Source organism: Bacteroidota bacterium, from assembly GCA_016720935.1.
GTDB lineage: Bacteria > Bacteroidota > Bacteroidia > AKYH767-A > 2013-40CM-41-45 > JADKJP01.
This window is the reverse complement of sequence record JADKJP010000007.1, coordinates 717,531-741,613: the sequence shown is the minus strand read 5'-3', so window position 1 is coordinate 741,613 and position 24,083 is coordinate 717,531. Positions and strand designations below refer to the sequence as shown.

The 24,083-nt window shown below is 41.1% G+C and carries 19 protein-coding genes; 8 read left to right on the top strand and 11 right to left on the bottom strand.

Annotation, left to right across the window (positions count from 1 at the left end; genetic code table 11):
• Positions 1–46 precede the first annotated feature (46 nt).
• From IPP86_17225 to IPP86_17200, 6 genes are all read left to right on the top strand, one after another.
• Complete coding sequence (locus IPP86_17225; GenBank protein ID MBL0140241.1) at positions 47–1,261, top strand: nitrous oxide reductase family maturation protein NosD; 1,215 nt, start codon at positions 47–49, stop codon at positions 1,259–1,261.
• Positions 1,248–1,961 (top strand): ABC transporter ATP-binding protein, encoded by a 714-nt coding sequence (locus IPP86_17220; protein ID MBL0140240.1) that lies wholly within the window; start codon positions 1,248–1,250, stop codon positions 1,959–1,961. Before IPP86_17225 ends, IPP86_17220 begins: the two co-directional genes overlap by 14 nt.
• Positions 1,954–2,721, top strand: a complete 768-nt coding sequence (locus IPP86_17215) for an ABC transporter permease subunit (GenBank protein MBL0140239.1) — start codon at positions 1,954–1,956, stop codon at positions 2,719–2,721. Before IPP86_17220 ends, IPP86_17215 begins: the two co-directional genes overlap by 8 nt.
• A 114-nt stretch (positions 2,722–2,835) precedes the next feature.
• Complete coding sequence (locus IPP86_17210) at positions 2,836–3,759, top strand: hypothetical protein (protein MBL0140238.1); 924 nt, start codon at positions 2,836–2,838, stop codon at positions 3,757–3,759.
• A gap of 102 nt (positions 3,760–3,861) precedes the next feature.
• Positions 3,862–4,659, top strand: coding sequence for a T9SS type A sorting domain-containing protein (locus tag IPP86_17205; protein MBL0140237.1), 798 nt, complete (start codon positions 3,862–3,864; stop codon positions 4,657–4,659).
• Positions 4,660–4,768: 109 nt separating this feature from the next.
• Complete coding sequence (locus IPP86_17200) at positions 4,769–5,152, top strand: hypothetical protein (GenBank protein ID MBL0140236.1); 384 nt, start codon at positions 4,769–4,771, stop codon at positions 5,150–5,152.
• 150 nt (positions 5,153–5,302) lie between these two features.
• Here IPP86_17200 and IPP86_17195 read toward each other — a convergent pair whose 3' ends face one another.
• From IPP86_17195 to IPP86_17175, 5 genes are all read right to left on the bottom strand, one after another.
• Complete coding sequence (locus IPP86_17195) at positions 5,303–7,489, bottom strand: OmpA family protein (protein ID MBL0140235.1); 2,187 nt, start codon at positions 7,487–7,489, stop codon at positions 5,303–5,305.
• A gap of 25 nt (positions 7,490–7,514) precedes the next feature.
• Positions 7,515–9,137: a hypothetical protein gene (locus IPP86_17190; GenBank protein ID MBL0140234.1), complete on the bottom strand. Its 1,623-nt coding sequence runs from the start codon at positions 9,135–9,137 to the stop codon at positions 7,515–7,517.
• A gap of 21 nt (positions 9,138–9,158) precedes the next feature.
• The gene (locus IPP86_17185; protein MBL0140233.1) at positions 9,159–11,870 is read right to left on the bottom strand and encodes a DUF3352 domain-containing protein; all 2,712 of its coding nucleotides are present in this window, start codon (positions 11,868–11,870) and stop codon (positions 9,159–9,161) included.
• 71 nt (positions 11,871–11,941) lie between these two features.
• A complete protein-coding gene (locus IPP86_17180) occupies positions 11,942–12,562 on the bottom strand; it encodes a ribonuclease HII (GenBank protein MBL0140232.1) in 621 nt (206 codons plus the stop codon).
• Between the two features lie 21 nt (positions 12,563–12,583).
• Entirely contained in the window at positions 12,584–13,705 is a 1,122-nt protein-coding gene (locus tag IPP86_17175; GenBank protein MBL0140231.1) for a glycosyltransferase family 4 protein, read from the bottom strand.
• 171 nt (positions 13,706–13,876) lie between these two features.
• Between IPP86_17175 and IPP86_17170 the strand changes: the two genes are divergently transcribed.
• Positions 13,877–14,809, top strand: a complete 933-nt coding sequence (locus tag IPP86_17170; protein ID MBL0140230.1) for a UDP-3-O-(3-hydroxymyristoyl)glucosamine N-acyltransferase — start codon at positions 13,877–13,879, stop codon at positions 14,807–14,809.
• Entirely contained in the window at positions 14,810–16,069 is a 1,260-nt protein-coding gene (locus IPP86_17165; protein ID MBL0140229.1) for a PP2C family protein-serine/threonine phosphatase, read from the top strand.
• 37 nt (positions 16,070–16,106) lie between these two features.
• Here the strand turns inward: IPP86_17165 and IPP86_17160 are convergent, their stop codons facing one another.
• From IPP86_17160 to IPP86_17135, 6 genes are all read right to left on the bottom strand, one after another.
• Positions 16,107–17,570, bottom strand: a complete 1,464-nt coding sequence (locus IPP86_17160; protein ID MBL0140228.1) for an O-antigen ligase family protein — start codon at positions 17,568–17,570, stop codon at positions 16,107–16,109.
• An 11-nt stretch (positions 17,571–17,581) separates the two neighbouring features.
• Complete coding sequence (locus IPP86_17155) at positions 17,582–18,538, bottom strand: hypothetical protein (protein ID MBL0140227.1); 957 nt, start codon at positions 18,536–18,538, stop codon at positions 17,582–17,584.
• Between the two features lie 16 nt (positions 18,539–18,554).
• A complete protein-coding gene (locus IPP86_17150; protein MBL0140226.1) occupies positions 18,555–19,670 on the bottom strand; it encodes a hypothetical protein in 1,116 nt (371 codons plus the stop codon).
• 87 nt (positions 19,671–19,757) lie between these two features.
• Positions 19,758–21,209, bottom strand: a complete 1,452-nt coding sequence (locus IPP86_17145) for an oligosaccharide flippase family protein (protein ID MBL0140225.1) — start codon at positions 21,207–21,209, stop codon at positions 19,758–19,760.
• Positions 21,210–21,472: 263 nt separating this feature from the next.
• The gene (locus IPP86_17140) at positions 21,473–23,488 is read right to left on the bottom strand and encodes a thioredoxin family protein (GenBank protein ID MBL0140224.1); all 2,016 of its coding nucleotides are present in this window, start codon (positions 23,486–23,488) and stop codon (positions 21,473–21,475) included.
• Between the two features lie 95 nt (positions 23,489–23,583).
• Positions 23,584–24,027: a hypothetical protein gene (locus IPP86_17135; GenBank protein MBL0140223.1), complete on the bottom strand. Its 444-nt coding sequence runs from the start codon at positions 24,025–24,027 to the stop codon at positions 23,584–23,586.
• Positions 24,028–24,083: the final 56 nt, after the last annotated feature.

The following is a 24,083-nucleotide window of genomic DNA, read 5'->3' as shown; positions in this document are numbered from 1 at the left end:
TTCTCTTTAAAAATAGTCTGTGTTAAGAATTCTCGTCCTGTTATTTATGATCATGGGTGTCTCCGTTTATGGAGAAGAAATTACCGTGGGCACGGGCGGACGTTTTCATTCTATTCGTGAAGCATTGCAAATTGCAAAAGAAGGCGATGTAATTAATGTTCATGCAGGAGTCTACAAGGAAGGCGAACTTGTCATCACCAAAAGTGTAAGCATTAAAGGAAGCAAAGAATCCATTCTCGATGGTGAACACAAAACATCTGTTCTGGTTGTCAGGGCAAACGGAGTGTACATTCAAGGACTAACCATCCGGAACTCAGGTTATAGTGATTTGCATGAGCTTTCTGGTATCCGGCTTGAAAATGTTTCCCGCTGCAGGATAGAAGGAAATTATTTCTATGACAATTATTTTGGAATCTATCTCGCCAATTCACGCCATTGTAAAATTTTGCACAATCGTGTTGAAGGACTGGCAAAAACAGAAACCAGTTCAGGTAACGGAATTCATCTCTGGAAAAGTGAATACAATCTTTTAATTGGTAATCATGTAAGCGGCCACAGGGATGGCATTTATTTTGAATTCGTAAAACACAGCGCCATCATCAGCAATCTGAGCGAACTAAATCTGCGTTATGGTTTGCATTTTATGTTTTCCGATGATGACTCCTATCGTTTTAATATCTTTCGCAACAACGGTTCCGGAGTGGCAGTGATGTACACACGTCGCGTCACCATGGATCACAATCGTTTTGAACACAACTGGGGAAGTGCGGCATACGGACTTCTCCTCAAAGAAATCAGCTATAGCCGGATCAACAACAATACATTTTCCATGAATACAACCGGCCTGTACATGGAAGGCTCCAATCAAACCGTGGTGGAGAACAATGATTTTATTCGCAATGGCTGGGGTTTACGCATACTTGGCGATTGCTTTGATGATTCCGTACGATTCAATAATTTTAAAGGAAATACATTTGAAGTCGCGACAAACGCGATTCGAAGCATGAATGTCTTTTACAGAAATTACTGGGATCAGTACCGTGGTTACGATCTGAATCACGATCAGGTTGGAGATATTCCTTATCATCCTGTTAGTTTGTATTCAAAAATTACGGAGGAATCACCGTTCACACTGATGTTATTGCACAGCTTCTTTATCGACCTCATGGATCAGGCGGAAAAAGTAGTTCCTACGATTACTCCTGAGGCTTTTAAAGACGAATTTCCACTCATGAAACCCCTGATCAATGATACATATTGAAAATCTGGTAAAATCATTTGGCAAGCTGGCGGTGCTAAAAAATGTCAGTCTTGATTTCCCTGCCGGAGAAGTGGTCGCTTTGATCGGTCCGAATGGTTCAGGCAAAACAACACTCATCAAATCTATACTCGGACTCGTTGTTCCCGATGGTGGTACTCTTACTTTAGACGGACAAAATATTCTTCAAGGCTGGGAATACCGTTCACAAATAGGTTATATGCCACAGATCGGGCGGTATCCTGAACAAATGAAAATCCGCCAGGTTTTTGAAATGATGAAAGATTTGCGTTCCTCAGTAAAATCCCTCGATGAAGAACTCATCGCGGATTTCGGATTGCAGGGGATGATGGAGAAACGTATGGGAACATTGTCGGGAGGAACAAGACAAAAGGTAAGCGCTGCGCTCGCGTTTATGTTTCAGCCCAAACTCTATATCCTCGACGAACCTACGGCAGGACTGGATCCCGTTGCTTCCGAACATCTGAAAAACAAAATTCTGAAACAGAAAAAACAAGGATCATTAACACTGGTAACTTCTCACAACATGAGTGAAGTGGAAGAACTCGCGGATCGTGTGGTTTTCCTGGTGGATGGTGTTGTTAAGTTCAATCTCACCATTTCTGAATTGCTGGAAGGAACAGGTGAAAGTAAACTCGGAAAAGCGCTGGCAAAACGAATGGAAGGGGAGGTATATGCGTAAAGTTCTGAAATATGTTATTTACGATGTGCTGCGAAGTAAAATGGTGCTCGTATACACGATCCTGCTTTTCGCGCTCTGCAGCGGTTTGTATTACCTCGGCTCCGGTGATTCCAAAACGACAGTGAGTTTATTGCACATCATTCTCCTGGTTGTTCCCTTGATGAGCATTGTTTTCGGAACGATTCATTATTACAATTCGAGAGAATTTATTGAATTGCTGATGGCTCAGCCCATTCGGAGAAGAAGAATTCTACTTGGAGAATACCTCGGATTGAGTTGTTCACTTGCCACGGCCCTGATCATTGGTTTGGGTGTGCCCATCCTCATGTGGGACATCAACGAAACATCGCTTTATCTTCTGATTGTCGGGGTCTTGCTTACATTTATTTTCACCGCGCTTGCATTCCTTGCTTCGGTGAGAAGTACCGACAAAGCCCGTGGTATCGGAACTGCTTTGCTGATGTGGTTTTATTTTTCAGTTCTCTACGATGGAATTGTACTCTGGATTCTGTCCTCATTCAGTGATTACCCGCTTGAAAAACCTGTTTTGGCACTCACAGCTTTAAATCCTATCGACCTCGGACGAGTACTTGTATTATTGAAACTCGATACTTCAGCATTGATGGGTTATACCGGTGCCTTGTATCAGAAATTCTTTGGCTCCGGAGCTGGAATCGCATACTCCTTTATTTTGTTGATCATTTGGATGATTGTTCCATTGCTCTGGTCGGTAAGAGTGTTCTCGAAGAAGGATATGTGACTATAAATTTCTTTATTCATTGTGATTTAATTGTCAACCAATTTTTATTACCTTTATTAATAACGCCTTTGTTATAACTGTGAGTTTTATCAATAAGATTAAATAATTCTAGATATGAAATTTGACAGAAATGATAAGGGATTATATCTCATTTTTCTTTTGATACTTGGAGTCTTTGGAAATATGGCTGGGCAAACATTCGATAAATTTCGTTTTGCAGTAACTCAAGGAGGATATCCATTTCTTCCTATGACAAAGGATCTTAACGGTAATATTTTTGTTGCTTCAAATGCATGGGGACCTTTGTACATTGATTATCTGGGATATTCAACATCATATGCTAACGATTATGATATAATTGTAAAATTTAATTCAGATATGCAAGTTGTCTGGCTTAAACAACTCCAATGTGATGCATCATTTGGAACAGATCAATTCAATTGTATAGCAACAGATGAAGATGGCAATCTTTATGTAGGTGTCGGTTTATCTGGAAGTGATTTGTCAATTGATCAGGATACCTCTTTAAATATTGCAACTGTTTATCATATACTTAAATTTAATAGCGCCGGAAAATTCATTCAAATAAAACCTTATAACGGTCCGTTTTCATTTGTTTGTATTAAGAATAGTCTTTATGTTTCATCAGAACATTTTGTTGAAAAACTTGATCAAAATTTAAATCAGGTTTGGATGAAATCAATAGACGCGTGTGTCACCTTTAGTGAACATCCTTATTTTCAGAATATAAGTTACAATAATTCTGCAGAATTATGTCTGAATGGGATTGAAAATACTAATTTTTGCGGTACTCCCATTCATTTTGACACAGTTCAGGCAATTTTATCACCAGGTTTGGCTAATGAAGTAGTTACCATAAAAATGGATACTAACGGAATAGCATTTTGGATGAAAGCTTGGGGAGGACTTACAAATGCTCAAAAGCAAGTGGTAGAATCCGCGATTGGAGATGATGGTACTATTTATATTGCAATCGAAGATATTGGTATAAATATTTTTGGAAGTGATACAATGTAGAATCCATTTACAACAAATTTAAACTATTCAGCAATTCTGAAATACAACAGTAGTGGTGTTGAGAAAAGTGCTTTGCCGATTTCATCTGCATCTTTTTCCGCCATGAAATCGATTAAAAGTTTGATATTGGATCATGATCAGAATTTATTATTTTCAGGTTTCGTTCTCGATTCTGGAAGAGCAGGAGTGCAATCACTTCTTGGCGGTGAATATCTGGTTAAGTATGACAGTCTCTTTCATATGCAATGGGTAAAATACATTTCCGGAAATAATACCATGATTATTTCTGATTCTCTGGATGGCTATACAATAGGCGGTTTTCATCGGGACACCACTTTTGATTGTTATCTATCAACAGGAATTGGCTTTTATCTTGCTCACTTAAATAACAGTACAATCGGCCCCGTTCAAAGTACTTTCAATTATACTATTCAGAATGATACTATTGTATTTCAAAATCTTTCTCAAAATGCAGAGTATTATTACTGGGATTTTGGCGATGGTTCCAGTTCTAATGACATTAATCCAGTTCACATCTACTCAAATGCTGGGAATTATATTGTATCCTTGATAGTTTTCAGAGGAGAATGCACTGATTCATCTTTTATGACAATATCACTTGTATCAACTGATGAAATTCAAAAGAGGAAACTGGTTATTTCCCCTTCTCCAGCATCAAAAATTATTCACTTGACAAATTTGAATGATCTAAGTTATTATCAAATAGTGATTGTGGATTTATATGGAAGGGTGATTTGGGATATGAATAAAGAAAATCATAGTTCAACAGGTGGGATTATTAATTTGGACATCAGCAATTTTCCCTCTGGAATGTATGTTCTTCGAATTAATTCTGATTTTAAAAATGTTGTCGAAGAGAAAATAATTGTTTTGAATTGATGTTTTATGATAAAGTTTATTCTTCTGAATGATTGTTCCATTGCTCTGGTCAGTAAGAGTGTTCTCCAAAAAGGACATGTAAACATGAAAAATTGAAATAAAACACAAGATGAAAAATGTCAGCCTTCTGTTTTTGTTTGCATCTATCGCTGTTTCCTGCTCAAGGCCTGTCGAAACAGGTGGAGTGGACAACCCCCAAAGCCTGGAAATTACTTCTTATACTAAAGAAACCTATTTGCCTTTTTTAACAGAACTGCACCAGATCGAATGCGACTATTCTGAAATTCATCAGTCCTATTCTGGAGATTCTGCCTTATACGCTTTTCGTGCTTCCGCTTTTCATAAACTCATCATGGAACCCGATCGAAGAATTCTTGCCCGCTACGAAGATCTCTGTCAGAAAATCGCGAGCATTGAATACCAGATTGCCGGAAATGAAAAAGATGAATATTTGAAGGAGAAGAGTAGGGTGTATGAAGCGGGATGTAAGTAATAATTTAATTCAAAAAAACATTTCGAGTTTTGCTTTTCTCAATTGTAACCTGATAAGAATAATTAAAGTCTTTATTCAAGTCAGATAGTTCTTAAAACAAAAAAAGCGGCCATCAGCCGCTTTTTTTGTTTTAAGAAATCGATTTGGTAATTACTCCAGAATCGTAAACTCAACTCGCCTGTTACGCTGACGTCCCTCGGCTGTTTTATTGTCGGCAACCGGTGACATTTCACCATAACCTTTGCTGACAATACGAGTAGCATCAATGCCTTTGTCACTGAGATATTTCTTCACAGCTTCAGCACGACGTTGCGAGAGTTTCAGATTGGATGCATCGGAACCGACATTATCAGTATGTCCTTCAATCAACAAACGGAAAGTCGGCTTTTTCTTCATCAATGCGGCAAGTTCATCCAGCGAACTAAAGCTGCTGCTGCGGATTACCGCTTTGCCGGTTTCGAATTCGAGATTTTTGAAGACTTTATTAATGACTTCCTGCTCCTGTACCGTCAGAACCGCTTTCACAGGCTCTTTCGGAACGATCACTTCTTTCTTGATAATCGGACAACCATTGTTGCTGGTTGGTCCTGGCACAAGTACACAACTGTCTTGTGAATCCATCACACCGTCGTTATCTGTATCCGGACAACCATTGAAGATCCGCTGACCTTTTACGGTTACACAGCTGTCTTCAGGATCAGGGATACTGTCTCCATCTGTATCCGGACAACCAAGGAATTCAATGAGTCCCGGAGTAGTCGGGCAATTATCAAGTGAATCAACTACACCGTCATTGTCGGAGTCAGGACAACCATTGAATTGTTTCAGACCCGGAACATCCGGACAACGGTCAAGATAATCCGCGATTCCATCGTGGTCTCTGTCAGGACAACCTTTCAGATCAATCAATCCAGGTACATCCGGACAATCATCACGAACATCAGGAACTTTATCTTTATCACGGTCACGCAATGGTCGGCCAAAGATCAGGTTAATCCCAAAATGCACATGCGTATTGTGATGATCAAGCGGTGAAATCAAACCGAGCACATTGTCAGATACTATATACAATTGAACCGGTCCTGCGCTTGTAGACATTCCCAAACCTATGTTATCAAAAGTATGATTGATGTAGGAATAGGATGCTGCTACAGAAAGATGTCTTCCAACCATACGATTGTAGGAAAGAGTAACGGTAGGTTGGATAGTCTTTTTGAAAAATTCTGCATGCACCAGCGCGCCTGCAAAACTCTTATCGTCGATCGTATAATTTGAACTCAGATTTACCTGTGTTGGGAGATTTGTTTTGTAACTATCATGTGTTTCTTTTGCTTTAAAAACTCTTCCCAAAGAATCCAATGCTTCCTGAACGTTGGCTGAAGTATCATTGAGGAAGTTCTTTAAATCTACGCCATTAAAATCATACTGACCTGCGTCTGTCCGATAGTTGCGTACATCGCTTTTCCATTTGATAAAACCAAGATCCAGAACACTCGCGCTGAAGGACCATGTTTCATTCGGTTTGTAAGTGCCGCCCAAATCAATCGCGAAGCCTCTGTTTTTTCGGTGAAACAAATAATCTCTGATATTCGATGAAGCGGATTTTGCTGTTCCGTCACTGAACTGATCATAGCCGTCTTCAGAATTAACCGGTCCGGATGTATTGATCACAATATTGGTAGGAACCTGCAAATGATAATCCTCTTCCGCAGTCACCAATCCCAGATCACCGGTAGTGCTGGAGAAATTTTCCAGTCCGTACAAATATTTCAATCTTCCGCCAACGGTCCATTGGTCATTGAGTTCCGTCGCCAAACCAAGACCGTATTCGCGATAATGTGTAGCATCAAATCCTGTTTTGCTGAAATCAATCGTCTGTCCTACAAAAGGTCCATTCCCTTTGTGAATCAGTTCCAGTAATTCTTTTGCGTATGCAAAACGAAATGCGACATGCTCGGTGATATTTCCTGTGATGTAAAATTTATTCAGGCTGATACCCAGGGAGAGATAATCTACCTGAAGATCTGTTTTCAGGAAATTGGTTTTCTTGAGTTGATTGAGCGCATTGTTGACATCAATCTGAACAGAGTCATCAGAACGTACTTTGTAAAAATCATGATACACAAATGCGTTATGACTGAACAGAAAGTACGTCGACGAAATAAGCGGAATACCGACATAATATTTATTGACCGGCATCAATGACGGATTCACCCGGATCGACTGACCAATTGTATTCATGTTATACAATGTCAGATCCTGCTGGGCGTTTGCGGCAAAGGATAAAGTCAGGAATGCCGCAATCTGGAAGAATATTTTTGTGAATTTGTTTTTCATAAGGTCAGATTAAAAGGTTGAACAATTAATTGGATTGAAAACTAAGCTGTGCACGTACTCCAATCCTGACATTCAACTTGTAATCAGAATAAATCTGTACCTGTTGTGTAGGAGAATCTTTGGTGTCAACTACACTTCGTATGATCAGGTATTTTGCTTTAAAAATATGTTCAAGGCGAGTGCGGTTAAATGGCTCGTCTTTTCTTTTGTGTACAGGAGAAATAACAACACCATTCGCGTCCAGTGGCCCTGACTCCACAAGCAAATCAGATGCGTCTGTTAACATCGAGTCGAGTGGGGGGTGTCCGGCAAATAATGTATCATAGAAATAAACTTGCGTATAAGCTTTGGCCGGAAAACCATTTACAATATTGATTCGGAATACCGCTGATTGTACCTGTTCAATATTCTCCAGAGTGAATGGTGTCGTATCCTGAAGCGTAAATCCTTCAGCATATCCTTTCATTGGTAAATTCACTTCCACATCTACTTTGAAACGGCTTGAATCCTCAAGGAAATTGTATGTTGGAGTAGGTGAATTGGTCAGGGCGTTTACTGAGTAACTGATGTATCTCGGTTGCTGGTTGATGACAGTCTTTTCGTTACTGTTGGTTTGATTCAGTACAAAATTTGTCTGAACAACTTGTCCGATGCTCAATGGAACTGCAATCGGAATGGGATCCGGATAACCTGTAATTGGAATCGTACTGTTATTCGCCAGGATCGCGAAAAGAGATGTGAGGTGTGCTTCAATCGGCATCCCGTAAGAATTGGTGATGATGAATTTTACACTCGGATCATCAAAGACAATATTTCCGCTAATCTGGTTGGTAAAGACTTTTATCTTCGAGGAATCTACACTGATTGACAAAGGTCTGCTTCCGAAATTTCCGAATGCCTGTGCCACATGCAGATTTGCGAAATTGCTTTGGATATTGAAAGGTCTGTTGATACTCGGCTGTCCGTTTGTATTATACGTGAACCTTGCTGAATAGACAATCTGTAATTGGTTAGGAGTACCGGATGGTTTCAGGTTCACATGATATCCGGTGATGTCCGAACTGTCAAGCGCAATCACCGGAATTCCGTTACTGATTGAAAATGGAATATCCTTGCTGAATGAAATTCCGTTTTTTAATGCACCCGGTATGCTCACATTGAGAGAACCATCGTAAGGAATCTGTGAATTGACAGATACAATCAAAGTGCCCAGTCGTGAAACAATGGAATCCAGACTTTCTCCATTCGCGACAACAAATGGAATAGTCGAGGTAATACTCTTTGTGAACGTACCGGCTGATTGCAATGCATTGCTGTCGTTTTGATTCAACAGGATAGTAGAAAAATCACTCTGATCAATCAATGGAAGAAATTCGTAGCCATACACCGAGTAAATATTTCCTTTATAAACGAGGCTCACTTTTTTCAATGAATCAATCGTGATCGTTCCTGAATCTGTATTGTCCACAATATCATAAACAGATAAATCGGAATTGATCAGCGGAACGGCTACATCGGGATCCCATGTTGTAACGGCTATTTTATCGTACTGAAAATCTTCGCTTTTCACACAGCCTTGCCAGAATCCTGTGCCGAGTAAAATAAGAAGCACCGCGCTCAATTTTTGATTGATAGTGATTCGTTTCATGAATTATAATGGTTAGAAAGGTTAATTGAGATTATAAACGTACAAGTTTCCATCGGTACTCGCAATCAGGAGTTTGTTTTTTCCATCACCTTTTGTCATCCTGACACAAAATCTGCTGTTTCCCTTCACCGGAAACCCGCCCGGAATGGAACAATCATCTGCCAATAGGAAAAAAGTGTTTTCTTCAGGGTAAATTAGCCCGGCCCAGGTCCTTGAAACTCCGTCAAAATCAGCTTCCAGATGACAATCTTTCATTAAGGGTAAGGATTTCATGCATTCCTGTTTTCCCGGACTGGAATACAACATCAGGGAGTCTTCTGTGAGTAAAAGATAGACCGATGAATTACTGCCCGGCCATCCTTCGATACCACGGATCATTTTCAGCGATTGAATGTCGCCGAATATTGTTCCACGATTGCCTTCCAGAGTATACAACGAAACACCACTGCTGTCATAAACCATGAATTGAGCATTTGTCCCTGAATCAGCCGGCAATATTTCAAGACTCCTGATTTGCTCAGGACTCAGGCCATCGGCAATTTCTCTGGTTCGTCCTCTTGCATCCGCAAGAATGATTTTTCCTTCCGTACTTGTGACCAGGTAGAAAATCTGGTTACGCATAACTACCGGTTTGATGACATCCACAATGCCATTCAGGAATGGTTCAAACAGCCAGCTCGAAACAGGCTTGCCGCTTAAGTCATAAGCATACACCTGACCGTTTGTGCAGGCTATCAGAATTTGTTGTGTTTTCAGATTTCCATTCTGCACGACATTGCATCCGTTGCTTGCTTCTGCCGGCAATTTGATCGGAAATTTCGGAACATTATTTCCTTCCTGATCGATCAGATAGAGGCGACTGGCAGTATTGAAAAGCAATTGCTTGCTTCCATTCTTGTAATAATCCACCGGATGAATATCACTCATGATTTTTTCTTCCAAAGGTTTTTTCCAGAGAATATTTCCTTTTTCATCAATGAGATATAATGTGTTCGCGTCATCCTGAATCGCTACCGAAAAAGTTTCATCGTCGGTTTCAATAAAGGAAGGTCTCTGTGTGGCCGATGTATCAAGTTGTGTTGCAAAAAGCAGGTTCACTTCCCGCTTAGGGTTTTTGAGGAACGACAGGTTTGCCTGGCATTGGTATCCATCTTTTGCTTTGCCGATTTTCAGTATGAAAGAGGATAAATTATTCAGCGTTTCGCGATGTTCCGGCAATTGTTTCAATACATCAGCATTCAATCCCGCTTTGATGAGGTTTAGTCCTGAACCTGCATTCAGATAAAGATCCAGAAAAGATGGTTGATTAATAAGCGCAGCGCTTTGTCTGAAAGCTGCGGCATTCGAAAGTGTTTTCCCTGCTTCGATTTCATCAATCAGACTTTTCAACGCACTAGTTTGATTTGCGAAAATGACATAGCCGTTCACAATAGTGAAGGATGGATTTTGAAGACGATGAAAAGAAATTCCATAAAACAGAGAAAGGAAATCTCCTCCTTGTAAAATGCCTATCGGATGGTTTCTGTATTTCGCGGGAACTTTTAATGTACCTAATTTTCCCTGCAAACTGTTTAGTGAAAGCAATGCCAGATCCGCACGCTTTGCTTTGATTACAGCAAAGACACTGTTTTCAAATTCCGTTGTTCCGGGTTCAGTAATGGCGAAGGCAAATTCATTACCGATCCAGGAAGTAAGATCTTCTTCGATATTTGTTTTGTATTTGTTGTTGAACGCTGCAATGGCATCCATTCGCTCAGTTACAGGGTCAAAATAATTTTCATTCAAACGCAAATGATTCAGGCATTCAGCAAGATTCGATGAACCCCAGCGAAGATAGAAGGCTGTTCTCCCGGGAAGTACTTCTCCCATTTTGCTGAGAACAGGTTCCTGCTTCCTGAAAATCTGCAAACCATCACTGGTGTCAACAGTAGAAACGGATCCTGTGAGAGAAATGAAATCATTGTTTAAACCAACAGATAGCGCTTCCCAACGTGCGAGGTTGGAAACTGATTTTTGAAAACCGGTAAATGTGTTGCTCAGAAATCCGGAAAACAAATCACCGCTACCAACGTGATTGAAATAACAAATGATTCCCGATTTGTTTGAAAGTGATTTGCGTGCCTGTGTGAATCCTTTTGATTTACGAACTGAACTTCCTCCGTTCAGCTGACGTATTGCATCCTCTACAAGAAAGGATGTTTTACTCGCGAGAACCAATCCCTTTGAAACGGCAAACGCGAATGCAATACTCTCACCGGAACGGAATTCGAAAATGCTGACGTCTTCATATTCGCGTTCATCCAGTGTGTATTTCGATCCGGGAATTTCTTCCAGTAAACTGATCGCCCTTCCTTTCCTGATTTCATCCGGAAGTTTGAGTACAAATAGATAATCAAAAGCATTCGCCTTTACCTGATGAAAGGAAAGAAATAATTTCTCCTTCGTCCACAATATTCCCAGCTCCGGTTGGATCTTCGCGATGGAATCAATTTGTCGCATTTGCGTTTCAATCCTCGCGAATGAACTGTCCTTCTGGAGAATCTTCCAAAAACCGGTTTGACGGAGCTCCGTCGATGCTGCCGTTCCCGATGGACATTCAAAGATCAATGCCGCATCCGAAGGAATAGCATCCAAAGGATCGACAGAAAGAACTGGACTGCTACGGAAGAAATAATATGCGATTGCGGCGAGCAGTAAAACCACTGACGCACCAATAAGGATCAGACGCTTCATTCGGGTGAAAAAAAGTATTGTGCAAGGTAACATCTAAGCCTTCAGGAATGCGGCTTTGAAGAGGGAATTATTTACAAACTACTGTTAAAAGGTAATTCCGGTTCCGGCTTGTGCAAGCGGAAGCTGAGACGGTGAAAAGGGGATGGGCCATTTTCAAGCAAAGCCTTTCGGTGTTTTACAGTTCCATAGCCTTTATTCTGATCCCAGCCATAAACAGGAAATTCCGCATGCAATTGCTCCATATATGCATCACGATAGGTTTTGGCAAGCACCGAAGCAGCGGCAATGGAAGCGTACAACCCATCGCCTCCAATGATACACTTGTGCGGTATGCGTTTGTATTTGTGAAAACGGTTTCCGTCAATCAGCAGCAAACCTGGTTTTTTCTTCAGACCATCCAATGCTTTGTGCATCGCCAGAATCGAGGCGTTCAGGATATTGATCGTGTCAATTTCGACTGGATTGACAGAAGCGACTGACCAGGCAATAGCTTCCTTTTCAATGATCGGCCGGAGCTTGTCTCGTTTTGCTTCATTGATTTGCTTGGAGTCGTTGAGATCAGGATGAAAAAAATCTGAAGGCAAAATTACTGCAGCGGCAAAAACAGAACCTGCAAGACAACCTCTTCCGGCTTCATCACAACCCGCTTCAATCAGGTCTTGCTGAAAATATTTGTGAAGTCTGGCCGGCATGTGATTTATCCGTTTGGTCGATTAAATAGTTTTTTCAATACTTGCCCATAGCGAATCCGCGGTTTTATCCCAACTGAATGCTGATTTGCGGATTCTTCCTTTTTCTATTAATTGTATTCGTAAACCCTGATCAGCTGCAAGCTTCGTCATCCCGTCAGCGATGGAATTTTCGGAAAATGGATCCACCAATACTGCTGCGTCACCTGCTATTTCAGGCATCGAAGTGATGTTTGAGGTAATAACAGGTACATCACAACGAAATGCTTCCACAATGGGTATTCCGAATCCTTCGAAATTTGAAACATAGGTGATGGCATATGCTGCACCGGTCACTGCTATTAGTTCCGCTTCCGTGAGTCGTCCGGTGAAAACAACATCTTCCTTGAATTTCATCGCGGTATACACGCTTTCCATTTCACTCGTCCACCACCGTTTTGTCCCTGCCAGTAACAGATAAAATTTTTCCTGCGACTGCTGACGGAACAAATCAAAAGCACGCATCAGGTTGGCGATATTTTTTCGCTGATGAAGAGCGCCGGTAAAAAGAAAGTAGGGCTTTCCTTGAGTATATTTATTTCGAACAGATGAAATCTGCTCGGTACTCAATGGAGCAAAATGTTCTCCCGCTCCATTGTAAACAACATCAATCTTTGATTCCGGTACATTGTAGGCCTTCACGATATCCTGTCTGGAATATTCCGATACTGTCGCGATCCGCGCTGCTTGTTTTGCATATTTCGGAAAATAATGACGGTAATATACCCGGTTGAAAAAGGGGAGATCCTTCGGATAATGTTCGAAATTGATATCATGAATCACTGCAAGTGTTTTCTGTCCGGATGCAAGAGACAGATAACCATCTGTCGAAAGGAATAAATCAGCTTTTATCTTTTTAAAAACACGTGGCAGGGATTGCTCAAACCAGAGATACCACAGAATCGGATGTCTGGCCGGAGGCGAAACTACAAGTGGTGTTATATTGTCAGAGAAAATAAAGGAAGGATCATAAGGCCGGTCAAACAAAAAAATGAACTCATGGCCGCTTTGTTGTCTCGTGATGCGCTTTAAGCTTTCATACGTAAAATAACCAATGCCCTCCATCTTGTCTTTCACCAGCATCCGGGCATTTACAGCGATAATCATACAGGTTAATTTGTGACGCCGAAAATACTAAACCTGTCAGGCTTCCCTGCATTTCCCACGAAAATATATCCTCAATTTCCCGAACTTTTTGACGCTCAGGTGTTGATAAATGCTGCCCGGGATAGCAGGTAACCAAAGATGCTCCCGGCAAAAAGATTATTTTTGCAGAGAATGAAATTTCCTGCCGCTGTTCCTCTCCAACAACTTGCTCAATTAACGGGTTCCCGCGTGATGGGCGATGGTTCCATGACCGTTACCGGAATCAATGAAATTCACAAGGTGGAAGCCGGTGATATCACCTTTGTGGATCATCCGAAATACTACGACAAAGCCTTGAATTCCAATGCCGGTTTTGTAATTATCAACAAAGAAGTGGATGTTCCACCAGGGAAAGCCTTGCTTTTTTCTAATGACCCTTTCACGGCATACAATACAATTGTCAAAAAGTTCAGAACCTTTACTCCAAGTGCAAATGCAGTCAGTGAAACCGCTGTTATCGGAGAAGGCACCATCATCCAACCCGGAGCATTTATCGGTCAGCATGTTGTGATCGGTAAAAATTGTATCATTCATTCCAATGTCAGTATTTACGATCACACCATCATTGGTGATGATGTAATTATTCATTCAAGTACAGTCATTGGCGCGGATGCATTCTATTTCAAAAGAAGACCGGAGGGTTATGATAAAATGATCTCCTGTGGCAGGGTAATCATTCATGATAAAGTTGAAATTGGAGCCTGCTGTACAATCGATAAAGGTGTTTCCGGTGATACCATCGTTGGCTCAGGAACAAAAATGGATAATATGGTCCATGTAGGTCATGACACAGTGATCGGAAAAAATTGCCTCTTCGCCGGACAGGTCGGCATTGCAGGTGTTGTGACCATCGAAGACGATGTAATCCTTTGGGGACAAGTTGGAGTGCAGAAAGATCTCACTATTGGAAAAGGCGCTGTCGTCCTCGGAAAATCCGGTGTTCCAAAATCACTTGAAGGCGGTAAAACTTACTTTGGCAGCCCAACACAGGAAGCCCGTGAAAAAATGAAAGAACTTGCTTTCATCAAACAATTACCTTCCATCATTGAAAAACTGAAATCCTGATTGTCAGAGGCTGAAAAACATATCTCATCGGCTCAGGAATCTCAGGATAGCCTTGCAGTGGATCTGCATGCCAAAAAATTGCAGTTGCATTGGCTGCTGCAGATCACAAAAGCGATCAATTATAATTTTTCCACGAAACAATTGCTTGATGTGTACGAACATGTTTTGCACACGCAACTCAAGGTAGATAAACTCGCCCTCCTGATTCATGAAAATAAATGGGAGTGTGCTTTGCTCTACGGTACCGATCGCAATTTTCTGGATTTTGATCTGGATCGTATTCTCCAGGAATTGAATAAAATTCAGAATCTTGAAACGGAACAGGAATTGTGGATCAAAAATTTCGATACCATTCTTCCGGTATATCATAAAGAACAGATTCTCGCTTATGCACTTGTTGGTGGTACCTCCGGCAGTGTCATTCCAAAACGGAATGAATTACTTCCCTTCATTCATACCATTACCAACCTGATTGTTGTGGCTGTTGAAAATAACAACATCGCCAACGAAAAGATCCGACAGGCCGGTATCCGGAAAGAACTGGAACTCGCCGCGCAAATGCAGACCATGCTTTTCCCGACTACATTGCCTTCCACGGGTGATTATGTTATGCACGCGACCTATCTTCCCCATCAGGAAGTTGGAGGTGATTACTATGATTATATTCCATTGAATGAAGATGAGTTCGTTTTTTGTATGGCTGATGTCAGCGGAAAAGGAATTCCTGCCGCTTTGCTGATGTCCAACTTTCAGGCGAATCTTCATGCGCATTCACACCTGATGCACAACCTGCCGGAACTCATCAGTTTGTTGAATGCAAAAGTTTTTAAAAGCGCGAAAGGGGAGAAGTTCATCACATTTTTTATCGGCCGATACAATGTGAAAACAAAAGAACTTCACTATGTCAATGCCGGACACAATCCTCCATTCCTCATCCATGATAAAGTAGTTTACATGCTCAATGAAGGCAGCACAGGATTGGGAATGTTTGAGGAATTACCTTTTATTCATCCGGGAAAAGTTTTCATTCCGGGAAACGCGATGCTGCATTGTTACACCGATGGTATCACCGATGTCGAGAACGACAGCGGCCACGATTTTGGAATGGATCGTTTGCGTGAATTTTTAACTGCCCGTACTCAACTGAGGAATATCGAAGAACTGCATGGCCAATTAGTCGCCAACCTTTTTGCATTCAAACAATCCCGTAATTATACCGACGATATTACACTGCTTAGCTGCTTATTTAAATCTAAATAATCAGCGAGCCTGAAGAGGAAATCGCATTCAGAAAATCTTAATGGAGTAATTTTTTGTTCCCTTTCAAAGCGCCGTTTTCTGCGGCATCGGGATCTGAATGATAAACATCCAGCGAAACAATCATCGCGATAAAGGCCCAGACGGGAACAGCCAGTTTATCGGTATCCAGAAAATTATTCAAAGTCCCGTGTACAAAATATGTAACGAGTCCAAGTAAGATACCCAATAAAAGTATTTTATTCTGACTGTCATTAGAGGATGAATAAAACATGGTCGCACGGTAAAACACTGCAATGACTATGATAATCATGGCCACCATTCCCAATACTCCTTCTTCCGCCAGCGGACCGATGAATTCACTGTGCGCATTTCCCATATCCCCGGCATTGGTGGAGATAATGGTCATTTCATTCGATTTTTGAAATGGAGCATAATTGAACTGATACGTTCCCGGGCCCCAGCCAAGAAAAGGTCGCTGATCAAACATCCGCATTGCACAGTTCCAGCGATTGATACGTTCCAGGTTGGATGCATCTGTTGAGATGTTCGAAATTGACTGAAGATGTTTATTGAAATCGGTTGCCGAGTCCTGCCTGTTTTTTTCAAGCTTCATCATGATTTCTGTCTGGAATGATAGAAATAGGATGAGTACTGTTCCACTTACTGCAGCGACCGTATAAAACCGGATCTTGAATTTGTAGATAAAATAAATAGTGATCGCAATCACAAGGCTCAACCACGCGGCACGGGTATACGAAAGGATCAGTGCTGTCAGGAACAATCCCAGTGTCAGGATAGCAAAAACACGCTCCGGAAAACTTGATTCACGGTTGCGTGTAAACACAAAAATGATCGGTATGAACAAAGCGATCACCGCCGCATAAGCTGTATGGTCGTTGTAAAAAGGAGTCATGACCCAGTGTGCGGCCTTTTGTGTCCATCCGTTCTGTGCATGGTTCACAATGGTATAAATGATAACGACGGTAAGCGTAGCGGCGTAAAGCCAGACAAATTTCCGGATATTCTTCTTCTCCTTAAACAACTGTGTTCCCAGGAAGTAAAACGGAACAATAAACCAGAGTTGAGACAAAAGGTGCTTGAAGGACACCAAAGGTAAACTACTCGTCATGCAAGTGATGAACATCCAGCTGAGATGAAAGAAAATAGCCAGACTCACAGGATGCCATAAGATTCGCTTGTCAAATTTGCCCTCAAAAATAAATTTGAAAATGAAAAGCAATGTTATCCCGAACATGAGTGGTTCGGTAGGTATACTCAATGCCGGTCCGGCTGATTTGTCGTTAAGTACAATCGCTAAGGGAGTACAAAACGCGATGATGAACAATAAGCTATCGATGGAGAAAACCGCCAGGTAACCAATGCCTAGAACAATGGGAATTGCCGCAACCCAGTACATTTCTTTTGCCAGAAAAAAGATGCTGGCAGAGATAAATGTCAGGGTGATGGCATAAAACCAACGGAGTTCAATTTTATCGATCACGAATGTTTAGCTTATTTAGTTAATTCCTGTCTGGAATTAAAGATCAGCAACACCATAAAAGCAAGGAAGAGGGAAGAGCCGACACTAATCAGTACAATCAGCCAACGAATCGGGTAGGCTTTTTTGTCAGAAGGTTGAGGACGGGTAACGACGTTCGCGTATGTAAGTTTTTTGGTTACATCACGTACAGCATTTTCGTAAACCAGTTTCAGGTCGTTATATGTTCCACGTACTCTCCACAAGTGTTCGTTGAGTGCATTGAATTCACCACCTTTATCACCAAGCGCATCAAGCATCACTTTTGCTTCAGAAGCTGCACGTGGATTTCCGCCGGATAATCCTCTGAGATAGCCACGAAGAGCTTCCTTGGATTGTTCTTTGTAATCAAGGATACCATATTCAGTACGGTATTTTCTTAAGCGTTCTTCCATGGAGTCCATCTGTGCCAGTTTCTGATCCAGCTGATTCTTTGCAATCACCATTACCTCAGCGGATTTTTCTGCCTGCAATGAACGCGCCTTCACATCGAAAAAGTGAATGATAGAGTCAACCATGGCTGAAGCGACATAAGGATCTTCATCCAACACCGTAATTTCCATGGATTCGTACTCTGTCTTTTTGATGGTCACATTTTCTTCGTACATTTTTATTACATCTGTGCGAAAGTGAACATTCTTCAGCGTATCGATATCGTAATGCTTGAACAAATCAAAATCCTTGATGACTTTGTCGCGAATGTCAGAAGATTGCGCAAGCTGTAACATTTGTTCAGTTGCGCTTTCTGTACTATAGGCGATCAGGTTGGAAGGGTAGGCGAGTGCAAATGATTTGTATTTGGGTTTGATGAACCAGGGAGAAGAAAATAAAATGGATGCTCCAAGGCTGATCAGTCCGACAATGAGGAGGTGTTTTTTCCAACGAATTATTGAACGGATTAATTCAGTGGAATTGAAAAACGAATTGTTCATTGGTACTTATATAGGATTAAATTTTATACTGAACTTCTTTCAGGCGTTCAAAAGCAAGGATGATTACCAAAGAAAGCAGGAAGGCGCAGGCTACCGATACCAACAGCACCAGCCATCGTACAGGATAACATTTCTTCTCGGCTTTTATTGCCTTGTTTACAACAAATTTATGTGTCAGGTTTTGACTGGCATCCACACGCAATTTATCGTATTGTTCTTTTAACTTTCCCAATTCGGTACGCTCGAGAGTAAGTTCTTCATTCAAAGAAACACTTGCGCCTCCGTATTGTGCCAGCAGATCCAGTTTGGACTGCAGGTATTTTATTCTGGTCTCTGCTCCTTTGATTCTTCCTCTGGTGTTGATGATGGAGGTGTCATTTGCAGGCTTATACTTTTCGAGAACAGAAAGCATCGCCGTTTCATTGCTGTAAATGGAATTCGATTTCGCGTACTCCTCATTCCAGATAATACTTTGATTTTTAAAATCCATTACTCCCAATTCGCGAAGTTTCATGAGCGAATCTTCCTTGGATTTCATCGCAGCCATCTTGTCCTGGTATGCTTCTTCAACAATCGACAAAGCTGCGATCGCTCTGGATCGTTGAATCTTTGTTTTCATGGAATCCAGCAATGCGGCGATGTCATTCGCGATGTTGGCGGCCATTTCAGGATCTCTGTCAAGCACATCAATTCTCACCGACATAAATTCTGTTCGTGAAAAATTAATATTGTCCTTGTATTCCTCCATCAGGGCGGTCATCGGATATTCCTGATTCGGATTAATCTTGTAATGATCGAATAATTTATACTTGTTGATGACGGTTTCCCGGATCTCATCAGAATTTAAAATCTGAAGCATCTGTTCCGCCTGCTCTTCTTCTCCGAAAGCAAGGATGTCCTGCTTCTCTGAATTGGTTTCTTCCATAATCGCTTTACTTACCGAATTGGTCGCGGAAGGGAAGAAAACAACGGAAGATCTGAATTTTGGTGTGATGAATGCCGGACCGGAAAAAATGTATGCCGCTATTGCCGTTACGACTGTAACGATAATGAGTGGCTTCCTCCAGCGGATCAGCAATACTAAAAAGCTGGTGGACTCCAGATAAGCTGTTTCCCTGGCTTTCTGAAACATAATAATTTAGCGAAAATTGAGATTGAGGGCTTCAAAGGTAGAAAAGGAAATGGAATTTGGAAATTGCTCTTTTTAGCCAGAAATGGCTTATTCTTCATATTTAACAATATGAATCAGGTTCCGGATACTGATCAGGCGCAATCCAAATGCAAGGGCAAAACAAGCCACAGCTGCAATAGCAAAACGGGAAATCCAGAATAAATTCAAGGAAAATGCGAAGTAATTGAAGGCAATACAGCCTGCAATAAATACCACAAGCTTACCCAGCAACCTGTAATTCTTCCTGAATTCAAATGCTTTTTGAACCATGATGATTTGTGCAAAAGCGGTAAAAATTTGTGTAGTAATACTCGAAATCGCCGCTCCTACTGCGGAATAACGAGGAATTAAAATCAGGTTCATTACAATATTAACAGCCATCCCGAAACTTGCCATGAAATTCAGCTGTCGAAGGTTTCCATTTGCTGTTAAAAGCGTACCAAAAATATACGTGCTGGATATCGGAACAAAACAGCACATCAGAATTTTGAATACATCTGCTGACTCCTGGATGTGATCACCGCTGTACAGCAAATTCATTAACTCGAAACTGAAAAAATTGCAACAGATCGAAACTATCAGCGCGGGTACAACCAGTAATGAGAATGATAACCTCACCATTTCTTCTACGCTCTGACGTAACTTGATCATACGAGCGAAAATGGGGAGCAGTAGTCCGGCAAATAGAAAGGCAATCATGTTCGCGGCATCCAATAGCCTGTAAGCGGATGCATAAATCCCCGCTTCATTCGCTCCGACACGAAAGGGAAGCAAACGTTCCAGCATCACGGAATCTATCCGGTTATAAAATGTCATGAGCAAAACCAAAACAGCATAGGGATAGCTCTTCTTCAGAATCATCACAAAGAATGGCCAGCGCCAGGTGAATCTTCTGACTTTCGCCTTCCCGATTACGATGAAGAGTGTAATGGCAGTAGTGATCAGGTATGCAACCGTCTGTGCATAAACAAACCATTTAATTTGAAATGTTCCTGGTGCTGAATATTTCATCAGCAGTACAGCGCAAATAGCGATCATGATCAAGCGATCAAGCACTGAAACGATACTATCGGTCTTGAATAAATGCAAACCGGCAAGATTGGATCGCAGGTACATGATGAAGGAGATCAGGACCTGGTTCAGAATCACCGCGATGAGCATCTTCATCATGTCCGGTGTATAACCAATGATGAGACCGCCAAAGAGTGTCACAACGGCAAATATTCCGGCCAGTAAAAGTCTTAACAAAACTATACTGGCAAAATGCTTGCTCAATAAATGATTGTTCTGTGAAATATTTTTATTGTTGAAATTGGTGATTCCAAGATCCAACAGAATATTCAACAGAAAAGAAAAATTAAAAATGGCATAGTAAAATCCATATTGCTCCGTTCCCACCGCGTTTTGTACTGCGCGGTCGATGCCCAAAATCCAAAATGGCTTAATCAATAGATTGAGCGCAAGGACTAAAGCAAGATTGGTGATGAATTTTCTTTGCATCGGGCGGCAAAGGTAAGTTTTTAAGCGAATGTTACCTGTTGCTTTGATGAAGCAAGCTAGATTTAATTTAATTCAAATAAAACAGAATATATTGAAAATGAAGATCTTTTCATGTGTTTTTTTTACCGGTTCGGAAATTCTCCCGCGAAAAAAATGTAATGCTGAAAAGTGATACATCAGCGAAGTTGGAATGACTTAAAAGTTTGTATGAACCCCCGGATAGTTAGAACTCCAAATCTTTTATTAATAGTAAAAGGTAACTATTAATTCGCTTCTTTTCGTTTATCATATCTACACAAACCTTCGTCCAGGAAATCAATGTAAGTTGGAATATCAGGAGTGTATCCACGTGGCTGAGCCAGAATTTGTCCTTTATTATCCAGCAAAACATAATATGGTTGTGAATTGGTATTGTAAACCGATGCCTGTAAATCGCTCCATTTGTTACCGGTTGTTTTGATCTTTCTGCCGGTAGTTTTTGAAACAGTTTGTTGCTCAACAGGAAGTACAGTTTTATCGTCAACATACAAAGAAATCAATACATATTCTTCTGACAGTCGCTTCAAAACTTTTGGATCACTCCAGACATTGTCTTCCATCTTTCTGCAATTGACACAAGCCCATCCTGTGAAATCAATGATGACAGGTTTCCCCTGACTTCGGGCATAACGCATTCCTTCATCGTAATCGTGGAAGCAATTCAGATCATGCGGACATTCTGTAATCTTTCCTGTTTTCCATTCCTTGTAAAACTCAGGAGGAGGGAAGCCGCTGATCAGTTTTAATGGAGCTCCCCAAATTCCCGGCAACAGATACAATGCGAATGTGAGAGAGATTATGGAAAATACAAGTCTACCCACTGAAATATGCATGGTCTCACTGTCGTGAGATAAGCGCAGCTTTCCAAGTAAATAAATTCCCAATAATCCGAAAATAATTACCCAGATCGCCACGAACAATTCACGTTGAAGGAATCCCCAATGATAGGCCAGGTCTACATTCGAAAGAAATTTAAATGCGAGTGCCAATTCAATAAATCCCAGAGATACTTTTACTGTATTCAACCAGCCACCTGATTTAGGTAAATTACTCAACCATCCCGGGAATAAAGAGAACAATGCAAACGGAATTGCCAATGCAAGAGCAAAGCCTGTCATACCCGCAACAGGACCAAGATAACTTCGTCCATGTGCTGCTTCCACAAGTAAAGTGCCGATAATCGGTCCGGTACAGGAGAATGATACCAGAGACAAAGTGAAGGCCATAAAGAATATTCCCAGCAAACCACCACGATCACTCGCGGAGTCCGCTTTGTTGATGATGGAACTTGGCAATGTTATTTCAAATGCGCCGAAAAAGCTGATGGCGAAAATCACAAAGATGATGAAGAAAGCCATGTTAAAAAACGCATTGCTTGCCAGGTCATTCAATGCATCACTGCCGAATGTAACTGTTACAAGAAAGCCGAGTGTAACATAAATGAATATGATTGACAAAGCATAAATGATGGCGTTTCGAATTCCCTTTGCCTTGGTGCCACTGCGCTTGGTAAAAAAACTTACCGTCATTGGGATCATTGGAAACACACAAGGCGTCAAGAGAGCAAGAAATCCACCCAACATCCCTGCAATAAATATTCCCCAAATACTTTGCTCAGTTGTCCCTGAATCCGAATCGCCTTTCCCACAGCCCGGTTCAAGCTGTGTTCCTGCAACCGATGTTGGTACAGCGCCGGCGGTATCCGGTAAATTTGAAGATTTATGAGATGTATCAACACTTACAGGCGGAATCAAAATACTGCCGGTGTCAACCGGATTCGATGAAACAGCAGAACCTGTTTTGATGACGTGAAATGTAAATGTAGTGTCAGGGAAAATACAGCTCTCTTTACATGCTTCATAAAGCAAAGTTCCCGTGATCGTACAGGCATCGCCTTTCACCTTTACCTTCTGACGAAATATCGCTTCGTGTTCAAAGGTCAGAACCTTGACTCCAAAAGTGGAGTCGAAAAATTCTATCGGTTTTGGTTCAACAACTTTTCCATCCAGAATATAACAACCGTTGGGTTCGAATTTAAATTCCATCGGAAGCGGACCGCCATCCGGAGTGAACTGGGAATAAAGATGCCATCCTGATTCAATCTTTACTTTGAAAATCAATGTAGCTTCTCCGGCTTTATTTTGTTCAGTGGTGAACGACCAATGCACCGGATGCACCATTTGCCCGAATGCCTGTGTCATCCACAGAATTACAAAAAGAAAAGTGAACAGTTTTTTCATTGGACTGATCGGGGCCTTGTGATTGTAATTTTAATTATTCGCAGTTTAACTTATATTCCTTTAAAAAGGAATTATTCTTTTCTGATGCTCTCGCTTTATTCAATATTGAACAGAAATTCTTTTGAATAGAAGATACAAGCTTCCTTACAAGCCTGGTATTCAATTTTACCTTTTATTTTACAGGAATTTCCATTCAATTTTACTTTTTGTCTGAAAGTGGCTTTTTCAATAAAATACTTCACACTCACGCCAAACAAGGAGTCAAATTCAGTTACCGGTTCAGGTTCGGTTACTCCGTCAATTTTTTGATAACAAGCGGATGAATCAAGGGTAAATAATGCCGGTAAAGGACCTCCATCCGAAGTGAATTGAGAATACATGTGCCATCCTTTTTCAAATTTTACATCAAAGACAAGAGTGGCGGATTCTTTTGTTTTGTTCTCAATTGTAAATGTCCACGTTGCAGGATCAGAGGGCATTTGACCAAACAGAATCAAACTGTTTAAACAGAGAACAAGCATTAAGAAAAGTCGATTCATATAGGTCTGTTCCGGGGATGGTATTTAACGGATTTGGGTTATTATTATTTGCAAAA